Below are 15020 nucleotides of genomic sequence, written 5' to 3' on the forward strand. Positions count from 1 at the left end.
GGTTGTACCTTTTTATATGAAAAAGGCTTCCGAAGAAGCCTTATTTTAAAAATATCAATTAAGACACTTTATCACCTGGTTTAGCACCAGATTCAGGTGAAATCACCCAAACACCGTTGCCATTGCCCGCAGCGAGTACCATACCGTTTGAAATACCAAAACGCATCTTACGTGGTGCAAGGTTTGCCACCATCACCACCAGTTTGCCTTTTAAGTCTTCAGGCTTATAGAACTCACGAATACCGCTAAATACGTTACGTGGCTCAGCTTCACCCACATTTAACGTCAATTGAAGAAGCTTGTCAGAACCCTCAACGTGAGCTGCTTCTAAGACTTCAGCCACACGTAGGTCAACTTTCATAAAATCATCAATATTAATGATTTCAGCTTCACCGACTTTCGGTTCTGGCTTTTTCTCAGCTTTCTTCTCTTTTTTCTTTTCCGCTTTTGGTGCTTCCGCAGGCGCAGCTAAAGAATCTTTAGATGCATCGACCATCGCTGCGACCGCTTTCGGGTCAACACGTTGCATGAGCGGTTGGAACAATGCAATTTCATGACCAACTAATACAGTTTTACGTGATGCAAAGTCAAAGCTGTCGAGTTGTAAGAAGGCTTGAACTTGTTCAGCCAATGTTGGCAATACAGGCGCCAAGTAAACCGCCAATTGACGGAACAGGTTAATCCCGACAGAACACACATCATGCACTTGCTGTTCTTCGCCTTCAATTTTCGCAAGCGCCCAAGGCTTTTTCTCGTCGATGTATTGGTTGGCTTTATCCGCCAGTGCCATAATTTCACGAATCGCAGTAGAGAATTCACGTGCTTCGTATGCTTGCGCGATTGAATCACCAGCGTCAATAAAGCTTTGCACCAGTTCAGGCTCGGCACAGGTTGCACTTAACTTGTTATCAAATTTGGTGTTGATGAATTTGGCACAACGGCTGGCAATATTCACTACTTTACCCACCAAGTCAGAGTTTACTTTCTGCACAAAATCATCCAGATTCAGGTCAGAATCTTCAACTTTATCAGACAGTTTAGACGCGAAGTAATAACGCAGATATTCCGGATTCAAGTGCTGTAAATAGGTTTCTGCTTTAATGAAGGTGCCGCGAGATTTCGACATCTTCTGACCATTTACAGTCAAGAAACCGTTTACAAATAAACCGGTTGGGGTGCGGTAGTTGGCACCTTCCAGCATTGCTGGCCAGAACAGCGCGTGGAAATAGACAATATCTTTACCAATGAAGTGATAGACCTCATTGTCAGAATCTTTTTTCCAGTAATCATCAAAATTCAGGTCTGGACGTTTGGTTTTGACGTAGTTTTCAAAGCTCGACATATAGCCAATAGGTGCATCAACCCAAACGTAGAAATATTTATTTGGCGCATCCGGAATTTCAAAGCCGAAGTAAGGTGCATCACGAGAAATATCCCAATCCGATAAACCTGCTTCAAACCATTCATCTAACTTGTTGGCGATTGAAACAGGTAAACGACCTTCGTCACGTGTCCATTTTTGCAGGTATTCACCAAAGTTTGGCAATTTAAAGAAGTAATGATCTGACGATTTCTCGACAGGTGTTGCACCGCTTAACGTCGATTTTGGATTTAACAGTTCAGTGGCGTTATACGTAGTTCCGCAGACTTCACATGAGTCGCCGTACTGATCTTCGGCTTTACATTTCGGGCAGGTGCCTTTAATGAAACGGTCCGACAGGAACATGCCTTTTTCCGGGTCGAACAGTTGTGTCACAGGACGAACGGCAATATTGCCGGCATCACGGTTCTTGAGATAAATTTCTTGCGCGCGCGCCTTGTTGGTGTCGCTATGGGTAGAATCATAATGATCAAAATCGACCTTAAAGCCGGCAAAATCACGCATATGTTCGGCCTGAACATTGGCAATCTGCTGTTCTGGTGAAATACCGTTGGCTTCAGCACGTAGCATGATGGCGGTACCGTGAGCATCATCCGCACAGACATAAGTCACTTCATGGCCCATTGCACGCATGGCACGAACCCAGATATCTGCCTGGATATAACCGAGTAAGTGGCCCATATGGATTGGACCATTGGCGTATGGAAGGGCGTTGGTGACTAAAATTTTACGCACGGATTAACTCTCTCATTCGTATTCATTATGCAATGTCCGCGATTTTACCTTAGATGATGCAGGCTTGCACAAGGGAATCGGTGAATTCTTTTCAGGACCGGATAAAATCTGCATTTCTGTGCCGAAAAAACAGAAAAAACCAAGTCTTTGACTAAGATTTATAATTCCTGTGGCTGCACTGGCTTAACCTTCGTTTAAATACCCGTTAAACTAGGGCATTCGGTTGTATATCCAGATTTGGAGTAACTTTATGTCGTGGCTTTCTTCACTAAAATCGGTCTTTGCTCCTGCACAGGAGGTGAAAGAGGAAGAAATCCAGAAGGTACTGCAAAACTATGTACTTCCTGCTTCCCAAAACGCACTCAAAGAGCGTATTTCTCAGGTCAATGTACAGGGACAAATCCTGCAATTAACTATCAATACTTATCCGGAAGAAAAACAGTATTTGCAGCAGATTCATGATGAACTGGCCGATGTACTCGAGCAATGCGGCATCAAGGAACTGAATCTGCATGTGGTGCAGCAAAAAACCGGGGCGAAAAAAGAGGGCGGCTGTGGTCATAACCATGCCGAAGGTGAAAGCTGTTCCAGCAAGCCACAAGTTGCAGCAAAATCCAGTCTGCCACCTGTGGTCGATGCTTCGGCAAGTTCAGATGCGCTCAAGCAAGCCAATGCCAACTATCAACCCCAGCAAGAAGAAGCGCCAATTCAAAAAGCTGCACCGCAGCAGCGTGATGTGCCAAAACATCCACGTATTCAAAACGTAATTCTGGTGTCATCCGGTAAAGGTGGGGTTGGAAAATCAACCACTACCGTTAATCTGGCCTTGGCGATGCAACAGCTGGGTCTGAAAGTGGGTGTATTGGATGCCGATATTTATGGCCCGAGTATTCCAACCATGCTCGGCAATGCCGGCCAAACCCCGATGATTGAAGCCGAGCATTTTGTGCCTTTAGATGCTTATGGGATGGCGGTGCTGTCGATTGGTCATTTAACTGGTGATCATAATACCCCGGTGGCTTGGCGTGGACCAAAAGCTACGGGTGCCCTGATGCAGTTATTCAATCAGACCTTGTGGCCAGATTTAGATGTACTGGTGATTGATATGCCGCCGGGAACCGGTGATATCCAGTTAACCCTGGCGCAGCGTATTCCGGTCACGGGTGCCGTAATTGTCACTACACCGCAAAACGTAGCCTTAATGGATGCGACCAAAGGCATTGAGCTGTTTAACCGTGTACAGATTCCGGTGATAGGTGTGATTGAAAATATGTCGACGCACATCTGTTCTAACTGTGGTTTTGAAGAGCAAATTTTTGGGACCGGTGGTGGCGATCAACTGGCCGAGCAATACGATATTCCATTACTGGGCCGTTTGCCGCTGAATGTACAGATTCGTGAAAATGCCGATGCCGGTAAACCGTCTGTGATTGCCGAAGATGATGCAGCCGACAGCTATCGGGAAATTGCCCAGAAAATTATGGATAAACTGCCAAAAGCAGACAAAGACCAGAACCGGATTTTTTAATTCTGTAATGTAGTGAATAGAAAAAAGCCCAATCTTCAGATTGGGCTTTTGTTTTAGGCAGATGATAAACCGGATGGCGTCGATTTTTGCTTTCTGGCTTGCAGCACATTAACAGCCACTGCAATCACCACCATGATGGTACCGGCAATATCGGTATAGGTTTCCGGAATAATCATCATTAAGGCACCCACCCCCATGAAAATTCGCCAGAACCAGTTTAAACCGGTTTTGAAATAGCCCTCGACCGCCGCGCCCAAGGCTAGAATCCCAATAACCGAAGTCACGGTAATGCTGACAATGGTGGTCCAGGCCGGGAAGGCAAATTCACGCGCATTAACGGCCACATTGGTGGTATCAATCATCAGCATGGCCGGGTTATATACAAACAGGAACGGCACAATAAAACCGGCCAGTGACAGTTTCAGTGCCTGAAAACCGGTCCGCATCGGGTCGCCGCCAGCAATCCCGGCACCGGCAAAGGCGGCCAGCGCCACTGGCGGGGTGATATTGGCAAACAGACCAAAATAGAACACAAACATGTGCGCTACCAAGGTCGGAATATCAAAATGGGCCAAGGCTGGTGCAGCCATGGTCGCGGTAATGATATAGGCCGGAATCGAAGGCAGGCCCATGCCCAGAATCATGGAAGCCAGCATGGTAAAGAACAGGGTCAGGAACAGGCTGCCCGCACCAATACTCATAATGGATGAAGTCATGACAGTACCGAAACTGGTCAGGCTGACCACCCCAATGATAATCCCGACCACCGCACAGGCCGCCATCACCGATAAGGACTGCCGGGCACCATCGGCCAGGGCATCCAGAATCTCCCGAATTCCCATGCGGGTAGATTTTCTAAAGGCTGCCACAATAACCGTAAGCACAATGGTATACACCGCGGCATAACTGACCGGAATTGACTGGAACAGGAAAAACACCAGCGCCACAATCGGAATCAGCAAATGTCCGCGCTCTTTTAGCACTTCTTTAACCCGAGGTAAATCTGCTTTGGGTACCCCTTTTAGGTTGTCTTTCCCGGCACGAAAATGGACTTGGGCCATCACGCCTAAATAATACAACAGCGCCGGCAGGGTCGCGGCTAAGGCAATGGTACCATAACTGACGCCGGTGGTTTCCGCCATAATAAAGGCACTGGCGCCCATCACTGGCGGTAAAATCTGTCCACCGACCGAAGCACTGGCTTCCACGGCGCCGGCAAAATTTTTGTGATAGCCAATCTTTTTCATCAGCGGGATGGTAAAGGAACCGGTGCCGACCACATTCGCCACTGCTGTACCATTAATACTGCCCATAAAGCCACTGGAAATAACCGCCACCTTGGCCGGGCCACCCTGTTTATGTCCGGCCAGTGCCATGGCCAGATCATTAAATAATTTGCCCATCCCCGATTTGGCCAGAAAAGCGCCAAATAAAATAAACAGGAAAATGAAAGTCACCGATGCGCCAATCGCCGATGAATACAGGCCTTCGGTTTTCAGATACATCTGCCCGAAAATATCACTCACGGTATAAGGTCGGGTCAGTAGCCGTTCCGGCATCCAGTTAAAATGACTGATAAAAGGATAAGCCAGGAAAATCAGTCCGAGAATCGGCAGCATCCAGCCCATGACCCGTCGTGCTGCTTCGACCACCAGCACCACGGTCATAATTGAAAACACAATATCCAGCACATTGGGAATCCCGCCGCGGGTGGTCATAATGGCCTGATATTCTTTCCATAAATATAAAAATGAGGCGAGAGAGGCGAGGGCCAGAATCCAGTCGAACCAGGCCACATGCTGGCGGGAACTGGACTGTCGTGCCGGATAAAGTAAAAATACCAGCACCAGACCAATGGCCACGTGCGCCGAGCGTTGCAGCAGTTCTGGAAGCGGGTTAAAGGTAATAAACAGATGAAACAGCGAATAGCTGATGGCAATCGCGGCAATAAACCAGCTGACCGATTTGCTGCGAGGCTGACGCGTGACCGATTCCCGGTCAAATTTTTCCAGCAGGGCCTGCTGTTCTTTTTCATCCAGCTGTTCAATGGTTACTTTTTCTTGTTGTGTCATACGCAGTCTCCTTGACCCCACCATTTCCAGAACGGTCGTTGCTGTACCGAAAAATGCACCACCGTGTAATCAGGAAAATCTTCGGCAATGGGCCAGCGTTTCTGATTGATCTGGAGCTGTCCTTGCATACGGCGTGAAATGGTCCAATGTAATTCTTTTAAACGATGATTGACCTGCATACGTACCTGGCCATTGGCTTGGCGCAGCACAGGATAATGATCCGGCGTACCGGCACCAAAGGACACCAGGTCGGTATGCGTTAAAATAAAATGCTGATCTTCACGCTGATAATGTTCCTGCCAGCGGGTTTTTTCTACCGAATGTTGCCACTGCAACTGAAACTGTGGCGCGCGAATCACACAGCTGGTGTTATGGCCTTTGCGACTCTCTTCAATCTTGACCAGAGTATAACTTTGCGGAAACCACAGGCCGAGCAGGATGACCAGCACCAACAGAAAAAGTGCAGCCCACACTGCACTTTTATAGCTGAACATTAAGGTGCTGCCACCTCATCATAATAACGTTTCGCCCCCGGATGCAGCGGTGCAACCAGACCTTGCTGGGCTTTTTCCAGAGTAATATCGGTAGCGGCCTGATGGGCATTGGCCAAATTGCCTAAATTTTCAAAAAAGGTTTTGGTCAGTTTATACACATCATCTTCAGACAGGTCGGAACGTACTACCAAGGCATTCATAATAGCCGCGGTCTGCACATCTTCTGCATTGCCATACGTGCCTTTTGGAATCACCATTGGCAGGAAGTACGACTGGTTCTGGGCAATATGTTTGACTTTATCTGCATTAATACTCACCAGTTGCAGATCAAAACTCTGTTGTAGTTCCATCAATGATGAATTTGGAATACCACTGGTCAGGAAGGCCGCATCCAGTTTGCCACCTTTTAAGGCATCGGCGGCTTCGGCATAACCTAGGTAATCGACTTTGACATCGTCATAGCTAATCCCAAAACCGTTCAGCAGGGTACGCGCATTAACTTCCACCCCGGAGTTTTGTGCACCCACGGCAATACGTTTGCCTTTTAAATCTTCAATAGAGCGAATCCCGGATTTTTTTGAAGCCACAATCTGCACATAGTTAGGATATAAAGCCGCAATTTGCTGCACATTGCCAATTTTATCTTTAAAGCTGCCTGTGCCCTGAATGGCTTCGGTCAGACTATCACTCATCACAAAAGCCATTTCGACTTTATTCTGTTTTAGCAGGTTCAGGTTTTCAACCGAAGCGCCGGTGGTCTGGGTTTTGGAGTTAACGCCGTAGGTTTTGTTATACAGTTCGGCCAGACTGGTCCCGATCACGTTATAGGGACCGGAGGCGCCACCCGTGGCAATACTGACAAAACGGGTTTGCAGTTTGTCGGCAGCAGCGGCACTGCTTTGTGGATCGGCCTGGGTGTTGTTCTGGCCCGGATCATTGGAACAAGCACTTACACCAGCTAAGGCCAGCGTCAGTAAGGTCAGTTGCGTCCATTTTTTCATTGACTTCTCCTGTGATTATTATCGTCATCCATTGTTGAAATATTGAAAGATTTCAAACTTAAAGCTGGTTCTGGTTATTCTGATTAAGGCAGCTTGTTGAGTTAAAAATTAACCGAATAATTTGAACTTGAACAGTTTTTTTACGCATTTATACAATTAGAGGTGGGTAAAAATGGACTAAAAACTCTTGATTTATTGGAGATGAACGGCCCAGTTTTGATGACTGTTATATATTCTTTAATATGTTTTTAAGTTTATGATAATTAATAATAAATATATTGTAATTGACTGTGTTTTTAGTTGAGGAATTCCTCTGTTTTGCTGCACAATGAGGCCAGTTACAATTTATTTTTTGCCTATGCCTTGCAACTCCATTACATTTGCAGCATTCGCGCATGAGGCTGGCTATGATTTCATGGTTTTTTATTGGTTTGGTGATCACCATCTTGTTGACACCTGGTCCAACCAACACCTTGCTGGCCTCTTCCGGAATTCAGGTTGGCATCCGTAAATCTTTTCATTTAATTCCCGCTGAAGCCTTTGGTTATCTGATTTCCATTACCCTGTGGGGCATACTAATCGGGCAGGTGTCGAGCCAGTTACCGTTATTGCCTACTGTACTAAAACTGTTTAGTGCGGTTTATATCATTTATCTGGCCATCAAGTTGTGGCGTACTGCCAATGTCGAACAGCAGTTTCAGCAGCCGACCATTCGTGCACGTGAACTGTTTGTGGCCACTTTACTAAATCCGAAGGCCTTGCTGTTTGCTTCTGCAATTTTTCCGGCCATCGCCTGGACCAGCGCCGCACATTATGTGGCACATATTCTGATGTTTCTGATCCTGATTATTCCCATTGCATTTTTCTGGACCCTGATTGGTTCCTTTTTGGCCAGCAATAAAATCCGCTTAATCCGGCCAATCTGCAAAAAACAGCATCCTTGCTGCTGTTCAGCTTTTCAATTCCGTTAAGTTATTCGGCGCTTTTAAGGCTTTAAATGACCCATCTACAGCAGGCAGAAAAGTCGACTTCATGCCTGCTTATTTCCATTGGTGCCGATTTCAGTTAAAGTACAGCGCAGTAAAACATTCGCTTTTGGATAGAAATAAATGGCAATTAAGTCTGATCGTTGGATTCGCGAAATGAGCGAAAAACACGGCATGATTGAACCGTATGCACATAATCAGGTTCGATTTGATGAAAATGGCAACAAACTGATTTCCTATGGCGTTTCAAGTTATGGTTATGACGTCCGTTGTGCGCGTGAATTTAAAGTATTCACCAATGTCCATTCTGCCATTGTTGATCCAAAAAACTTTGATGAAAAAAGCTTTATTGATATTGAATCGGATGTCTGCATTATTCCACCAAACTCGTTTGCCTTGGCGCGTACAGTTGAATATTTCCGTATTCCACGTAATGTTTTAACCGTGTGTCTGGGCAAATCGACCTATGCGCGCTGCGGTATTATTGTCAATGTCACGCCGCTCGAACCAGAGTGGGAAGGGCATGTGACCTTGGAATTCTCTAATACCACCAACCTGCCTGCACGTATTTACGCGGGTGAAGGCGTTGCACAGATGCTGTTCTTTGAATCAGATGAAGTGTGTGAAACCTCCTATAAAGATCGTGGTGGTAAATATCAGGGCCAAACCGGGGTAACCTTACCGAAAGCCTGATAGTGGAAACTTAAAATAAAAACAAGCGAGCCGTTGTGCTCGCTTGTTTTTTCTCCAATTCATTCATCGGAAAAACGGGCTTTTTGGCCCGTATTTTTTTGCAATTGATAAATTATTACGCATAATGAACAACAATTATGACTTGGTAATCGCATGTTTTTAAGGATAAAAACACATAAATAAATAGCCAAGTTCTGGATAAATAAAAGAATGATGCGGAGCATCTGGGAATAGGATGGTCGAGATGACTGAATATGGAATTGGCCTAAATTTTAGAAAAAGTTGCTTAGCTGCCTTGGTCGGGATGTTGCTAAGTTCTCCTGCATATGCTTTACAGAATCTATCCGATGAACATCTGGCAAATACCACAGGTGAAGGGATTGCCTTGCTTCCTGAAAATTTCAAAATGGTATTTCAGCGCCCGAATGATGTGTCTGCGGCATCAAGTTATACCCGTAATCTCGATAATCCGGAACAATATGACACCGGTTTTATTCGCATCATTCCGGTAGGTGAAAATTACGATAATTTAACCCTCAGTCAGACTGATGCTGCCAATCAGAGAACCAAAGCGGATATTTTTATTTATGGTCTGGCGCTCTCTGAAACCAATAACAATATAAACCAACGCTATAGTAATCAGGGGTTTGATTGGGGCAGTGCTGCGAATCCCTGGTTATTTCGCGCTGGTACAGACGAAAATATCCGTCAATTTGACAGTACGAATGCAGCGACCGATATCAGTTATATTTCTTTAGAAGCTCCTTTGGCCAAAGTGGATGCTGATGATCAGGACAATAATATTAAACTTGGGCTTTGGTTAGATGCTTTTTCACGCAGCTGGAACTCAAGTAACAAGGTGGACCCGATTACGGGGGCACCTGTCACGACCAATGCGGCCAATGATCCTGACTTATTAAAAAATCAGCGAATTCGTTTGCAATTGGTGGCCAATGGTCTAAGTCTAAGTGGTTCACAGGTTCGGTTGTTTCAAACTATGCCTTCTACCAATGCGGTAGAAAGTCAGACTTTAGGTATGGCCAGTCTTATTCGTCTGAATACCAATGATAATCCTGAAGCTCTAATTTATGAAAATACCCAGGCCAATAAAGAACTGCTCAATGCCAGAGGCTTGCGTATAAGTACAGCAACCCTCAATGATGGTACCGCGGTTACGCCTGCACTCGACCGTTCTTTAGCCCCAATTTTCCATGCTGAAGAAGGTTTGTATTTGTATAGCCCCAACATCAATTTAGTGCTCGGCAATATGCACCAACCGTTTATTTTGGGCTCGGAAGGCCAGAATATTATTTTAGAAGTGACCCGTATACCGAATGTCCCTGAAATTTATAAACAGATTTATACCTATTATGCCGATATTGATGGCGATAACACCGAGATCAACCCTGCTGACTATAAAGGCTCAACCTGTAATGTTGCTTATTGTGGCTCTAATATTTCCCAAGTACTTTCAGGGGCAGGAACCACCAACTATCAGGGAACCAATGCAACACATAGCAGTATTTCAATTGGTAGTGTGACACGTGATCCGACCACGAATCTGTTAAAAGCCAACACTGCGAGTAATTCTACCGGTGTGGTATTTAGAAGTCCGCATGCAACTACAGCACCTGTAAACTTGGGCTCGGTGGCAATTGATGGTGTGCTGATCCAGCACTTGAAGTTTAAGACCACGGGACTATAAGAGGGAACTTGAGATGCTGAAAAAAATCTGTTTTCCACTGACCCTTTGTGTCAGTACATTCAGTTCTGCTCAACTGGTCAGTTTAAATCAAGATGAACTGTTAAATACGGTCGGGCAGGGCGGTGCCGATTTAAGCTGGACGCTTTCTTTAAACCATAAATATGCCAATGACATGAGTCTCAAGAATATTTCCGAACTCAGTAATGGTGAGGTCACTACGGCAAATTATCAGTATGAATGTAGCAATGATGTGTTATGCCGTTTTGCTTTTTCTCCCAATAATCATCGTGATGAAAATGGTCAGAAGTGGCTGGTGTTTAAACAGATTCAGGGCACGATTCAGATTGATAAATTCTCCTTGGAAGGCACCACCATTATTAATAAGGATAAAAATCCACAAACAGCGATGCTGCTTAAATTTTATGATCAGCATCCTCTGAAAATCAGGAATCTAGGTTTTGCGAGTCTGGCGGTTGAGTCAGGTAATGAAGGTTATTTAAACAATACCCGCTATACCACCTATAACAATGGTTCTCAGGTTCCTTCATTTGATCAGGGACAGGAACAGGGATTCATGGGACTGAATGTTCATGGCAACTTGCATCTGTCAGGAGATATTAAAATTTTCAGTTATAACTGCTCAGGAGCTGCAACCAGCCGCTGTTAAGCGTTGGGATTTCAAAAGGACATTGAAATGAATAAAACAATAAAATTAAATGTACTTGCCTTATCTATCTGTTTAGCTCAGCAGGCATACGCACTACAGCCTATTTCTGATCGTAGTCTCAGTCAGGTGACAGGGCAGGATGGTATTTCTATTACCCATGAAGTTTCGAAGGTGACAATTGATCAATTGAACTGGGTGGACTATCACAATACCGGCAGTATGAAACTGGGGATGCATGATATTGAAGTGCTCAGCTCGGGGGGGCAGAATATTAAAAGTACCCTTGATGTTGACGTTGGTACCACAGCAAATGGTGTCGGCATGCATATCCAGGCGAGTATTTCGCCATTTAAATCTACGGTTCAGAACATCATGCTCATTTGTGAGCCGAACTGTGGTGATAACCAAACAGATCAGAACCTGGGGTCTTTAAGCTTTCATACTATTTCACCGCTACGTTTTAACCTAATTACCAGTAATGGATTATTTAACCGAAATGATCTGGCTCATTTAGATTTTGAGCTTAAAAATGCCAGTATTTCTTATGGTCTAAATGGCCAGAACCTGACCTTAAAAGATTTTAACTTTAACCTGTCTGCAGATGGGTATATGTATTTGGATCAGGATGAGGGGATTGTGCTGGCAACTAAAAACAGTCCTACTGGCCAAGACCATATTGTAAATTTAGGACGGGTAGAAGATCTGACCAATGTATCCGATAACCGGTCAGGAGCAACCAATCCAGGGGTGAATATCGATTTACGTTATGGTCCAGAGGGAAGCCAGAATAACCTGATTCGTATGGGAGCTTCTGGAGCAGTGACCAATGGTAAGCTCTTTATTAATGCCAACCAGGCTGGAATTGGGAAGTTTAATACGGTTAGTCGTAATTCAGGCGATTTGACTGAAACAACACGGCAAGCCGGTGGTTATGATATAGCCGGTCCGGGTGGTTTACATCTGGGTATGTCTGCCGAATTTACCCGAGAAGGCAACCCGCTACTCAATGGTAGGGCTCCGACTACACTCGAGATTGGGCATACAGGTACAGGCAGCTATGCAATTGAATTTTCTAACTTATCGCCACTTGCAGTACGTGATAGTAATAATGTTGATGACTTGACTAAACGCAACGCCTATATTGATTTTGGTGATATTTTTATTAATACCGTTCAGGCCAAATCTTTAAACTTTATTATCAATGAGAATATGCAAAAGGTGCTGGGCAGTAATACTCTAGAATTGATTTATAACATTAGCCCTGATCAGAATGCACAGAATTTAGCGCTTATTGCGGTGCGAGGCATGGACTTTCAGGCCATCGCGCGTAAGGCCAGATTCATTTCAGATAACTCGATTGATGCCATTACCGCGACTTCTGGCGAGTGGGGGATTGGTATTCCAATCTTTAACTTAAATACCAACCTGGCTTTGTATGCAAAAAATTATAGTCGTAATGGCATTGACCGTTCTGGTTTAGGCTATAACCTGGCACTTTCGACGGAAGGCTATGGTATTGACCAGAAAACAGGTGCACCAAGTACAACCTCTATTCTGATTATTGATGGTGCGACCGGTAAATACAGTGGTGAAGAAGTCAACTATTATGCGGGCCTAAGAAATATAGATGCGTACTTGAAATCGGATGGGGTGATTGGTTTTGAAGAAGATGGCATTTATGTCAAGGCAGATAACTTGCTGCTGGCTGCAAAAGCTGAAATTGCAATTGGTCAGTTGCCAGGCTCTTTATATAACTGTGCTGAAGTAGAGTGTCAGAACCGGGTAGTTCCTATCGATAACTTTGCCAGAAAAGATGACATCTTGGCTTCTTTAGCCTTCAAGCTTGATGGTAAAGGTGAACTTATGATTATTCCTGGTCTTGAGTCCACAAATGCCACACCCGATACTAATTTTTTATCTTTAAAAGCAAATTTTGAATTTAATCCGATTGCAGAGACAGATAAAGATAATCCAAGTGTTTTGGGCAGTTATATCAGCCTGATTAATGAAGACCGGAATGGCGTCGGGACTAAAACCTCCAGTGTAAATTTAAACAAAATGCAAGGTCATGTTGGTTTAGATGCCCGTGTTCTAGTGAAACAAGATACGGTGGTCTTAGATAATCAGGTGAACTTTAATTATAAAGCGACAATGCAGTCTGGATTGGGACAAGCTTTTAAAGCAGAAATGGCGATGTCTCCATCTGGAACGATGCAAAAAATTGCTGATTTTGCCATTCCTGGTGGCAATATGCGTAGCACTTTAGGGATCACACCACGCTAAGTAGATGAAATTGGCTTAAGGATTTGAGTATGAAAAAAACAATAATGTGGGCTCTTATAGGTTCAGCTTTATCCATGACGAACACAAGTCATGCCTTATCTGTGCTTGAAGATGCTGAATTATCGGATGTGACAGGACAGGCTCTATTTTCTGTCGTGAAAGAAACAGATGCTAGTCAAGGTTTAGATTTTTTTAAACTGGGAATTGATGCTGAGTTATCACTAAATGCCAATATTAAATCCTTGCAACTTGGCTGTGGCGGTGAAAATGGTGCGGGTGCTTGTGATATTGATATCTCTGCACTGTCATTGGGCTGTGTGGTGGGCGCGAGTGGAAATTGTATTACCTTACCTACCAATATTGCAGGACAGCCCAAAGGCCAAGATTTTGATAACAGTTTAAGTAATCAAAAAGAGTTAAGAGATTTTGTCTTAACGAATCCCTTTTTCCAATTTGCGATCAAAGGAGGCGACCAAGCTGCAACTCGTGAAGTGGTCGGGGTAAGAGTGGGTGCGGATAAAGCCCAAGGCCCGATGAGCATTGGTGCTATGAATAATTTTAGTGGTTATTTAACCGGAATCAATAATTTATATATTCAGGCACAAACCAATGTGGCGGTTACCTGTAAGCAGGGAACAGCAAACTGTTCCGATGCAGATGCTTCAAAGTATTCTCAAGATTTCGTTGGTGATTATGGTCTTCTTGCTGGTGGAGAAAAGCAACAATATGAAGCAAGTGCATATTTAGGGGTTAAAAATGCTGAAATCCTTAATCTTTTTTTTGGTGCTGTAACTGTGGAATATCGTGACCAGACGATTAATACAGCAGCAGCTCAACGGGAAAACTTAGGTATTGTCGCAAACGGAAATCGTATGACCCAAGTACAAATCCATGGTTTGCAATTAGGAAGCTTGGTCGATGAAGTTGTACAAAATCTGACAATTAACCAAATGTGTACCGGTCATGATCCTGGCAAGTGTAGTGCTATTGGTACAGAAACGATTGGAAATACGTTATTGCCTTTATTACGTACAGGAATTCAAATTTATATGAAACAGGAAACATTAAAAGGTTTAAATCTTCCTGTTCCTGAGCAAGGTACTTTGGAGCTGGATGGTGCTTATAGTACTAAACTCACTAATTTATTAAATGCCTATGTCTTGCCTTATAATTTAGGCAATGTACATCAAATTGATGTTGACTCTAACTTGTTTGGTATTGCCTTAACTTCTTTAGGGAATGGTATTCGTTTCCCTGGTTTTGCTGAGGATGCAAAAGCAACCAAGGGATGGTCAATGTATTTAGAAGATGCTTTTACGATTAATATTAATCAGCCTTTAACTACCTTAATGTCCAATATTGTACAAACCGGTTTGGCTACTCAAGGGAATATTACAATGCTTGAGCAACCATACCGTAATTGCTATGGCAGTATGAAATTCTGCTAAGCCTTAAAACTAAAAAATCCCGCTGAA

General features: G+C 44.2%; 10 protein-coding genes and 1 pseudogene. 7 read left to right on the forward strand and 4 right to left on the reverse strand.

From position 1 onward, the window contains the following. Positions 1 to 58: 58 nt before the first annotated feature. Positions 59 to 2116: a methionine--tRNA ligase gene (gene metG, locus FTU50_RS00210; protein ID WP_180046379.1), complete on the reverse strand. Its 2058-nt coding sequence runs from the start codon at positions 2114 to 2116 to the stop codon at positions 59 to 61. A 250-nt stretch (positions 2117 to 2366) separates the two neighbouring features. Between metG and apbC the strand changes: the two genes are divergently transcribed. Beyond that, positions 2367 to 3644, forward strand: a complete 1278-nt coding sequence (gene apbC / locus FTU50_RS00215; protein ID WP_180046377.1) for an iron-sulfur cluster carrier protein ApbC — start codon at positions 2367 to 2369, stop codon at positions 3642 to 3644. Between the two features lie 53 nt (positions 3645 to 3697). On the opposite strand, the gene FTU50_RS00220 is transcribed toward apbC, so the two are convergent. From FTU50_RS00220 to FTU50_RS00230, 3 genes are read right to left on the reverse strand one after another with little or no spacing between them, the layout of a single operon-like run. Next, on the reverse strand, positions 3698 to 5716 hold the full coding sequence (locus FTU50_RS00220) for a TRAP transporter permease (RefSeq protein WP_104471208.1): 2019 nt from the start codon (positions 5714 to 5716) through the stop codon (positions 3698 to 3700). Further along, positions 5713 to 6210, reverse strand: a complete 498-nt coding sequence (locus FTU50_RS00225) for a DUF1850 domain-containing protein (RefSeq protein WP_180046375.1) — start codon at positions 6208 to 6210, stop codon at positions 5713 to 5715. The genes FTU50_RS00220 and FTU50_RS00225 overlap by 4 nt, the downstream gene beginning before the upstream one ends. Further along, positions 6210 to 7211, reverse strand: coding sequence for a TAXI family TRAP transporter solute-binding subunit (locus tag FTU50_RS00230; protein WP_180046373.1), 1002 nt, complete (start codon positions 7209 to 7211; stop codon positions 6210 to 6212). Before FTU50_RS00230 ends, FTU50_RS00225 begins: the two co-directional genes overlap by 1 nt. A gap of 407 nt (positions 7212 to 7618) precedes the next feature. On the opposite strand from FTU50_RS00230, the pseudogene FTU50_RS00235 reads away from it, so the two are divergent. The 6 genes and pseudogenes from FTU50_RS00235 to FTU50_RS00260 all read left to right on the forward strand — a co-directional run bounded on the left by FTU50_RS00235 (position 7619) and on the right by FTU50_RS00260 (position 14993). After that, positions 7619 to 8208, forward strand: a pseudogene (locus FTU50_RS00235) (LysE family translocator). Positions 8209 to 8320: 112 nt separating this feature from the next. Continuing rightward, the gene (gene dcd / locus FTU50_RS00240; protein ID WP_005179553.1) at positions 8321 to 8890 is read left to right on the forward strand and encodes a dCTP deaminase; all 570 of its coding nucleotides are present in this window, start codon (positions 8321 to 8323) and stop codon (positions 8888 to 8890) included. A gap of 244 nt (positions 8891 to 9134) precedes the next feature. Beyond that, on the forward strand, positions 9135 to 10595 hold the full coding sequence (locus tag FTU50_RS00245) for a hypothetical protein (RefSeq protein ID WP_180046371.1): 1461 nt from the start codon (positions 9135 to 9137) through the stop codon (positions 10593 to 10595). A gap of 13 nt (positions 10596 to 10608) precedes the next feature. Next, positions 10609 to 11262, forward strand: a complete 654-nt coding sequence (locus FTU50_RS00250; RefSeq protein ID WP_016659341.1) for a hypothetical protein — start codon at positions 10609 to 10611, stop codon at positions 11260 to 11262. A gap of 27 nt (positions 11263 to 11289) precedes the next feature. After that, positions 11290 to 13545: a DUF6160 family protein gene (locus tag FTU50_RS00255; RefSeq protein ID WP_104473078.1), complete on the forward strand. Its 2256-nt coding sequence runs from the start codon at positions 11290 to 11292 to the stop codon at positions 13543 to 13545. Positions 13546 to 13574: 29 nt separating this feature from the next. Beyond that, positions 13575 to 14993 (forward strand): hypothetical protein, encoded by a 1419-nt coding sequence (locus tag FTU50_RS00260; RefSeq protein ID WP_180062621.1) that lies wholly within the window; start codon positions 13575 to 13577, stop codon positions 14991 to 14993. The last annotated feature ends 27 nt before the right edge of the window (positions 14994 to 15020 follow it).

It is taken from the genome of Acinetobacter sp. YH12112, from assembly GCF_013418945.1.
In the GTDB taxonomy this organism is placed as follows: domain Bacteria; phylum Pseudomonadota; class Gammaproteobacteria; order Pseudomonadales; family Moraxellaceae; genus Acinetobacter; species Acinetobacter indicus.

What these genes read in the sequence shown, in the direction of transcription:
- apbC (WP_180046377.1), top strand. Translation starts at nt 2,367, where the DNA reads ATGTCGTGGCTTTCTTCACTAAAATCGGTCTTTGCTCCTGCACAGGAG.
- FTU50_RS00220 (WP_104471208.1), bottom strand. Translation starts at nt 5,716, where the DNA reads ATGACACAACAAGAAAAAGTAACCATTGAACAGCTGGATGAAAAAGAA.
- FTU50_RS00225 (WP_180046375.1), bottom strand. Translation starts at nt 6,210, where the DNA reads ATGTTCAGCTATAAAAGTGCAGTGTGGGCTGCACTTTTTCTGTTGGTG.
- FTU50_RS00230 (WP_180046373.1), bottom strand. Translation starts at nt 7,211, where the DNA reads ATGAAAAAATGGACGCAACTGACCTTACTGACGCTGGCCTTAGCTGGT.
- dcd (WP_005179553.1), top strand. Translation starts at nt 8,321, where the DNA reads ATGGCAATTAAGTCTGATCGTTGGATTCGCGAAATGAGCGAAAAACAC.
- FTU50_RS00245 (WP_180046371.1), top strand. Translation starts at nt 9,135, where the DNA reads ATGACTGAATATGGAATTGGCCTAAATTTTAGAAAAAGTTGCTTAGCT.
- FTU50_RS00250 (WP_016659341.1), top strand. Translation starts at nt 10,609, where the DNA reads ATGCTGAAAAAAATCTGTTTTCCACTGACCCTTTGTGTCAGTACATTC.
- FTU50_RS00255 (WP_104473078.1), top strand. Translation starts at nt 11,290, where the DNA reads ATGAATAAAACAATAAAATTAAATGTACTTGCCTTATCTATCTGTTTA.
- FTU50_RS00260 (WP_180062621.1), top strand. Translation starts at nt 13,575, where the DNA reads ATGAAAAAAACAATAATGTGGGCTCTTATAGGTTCAGCTTTATCCATG.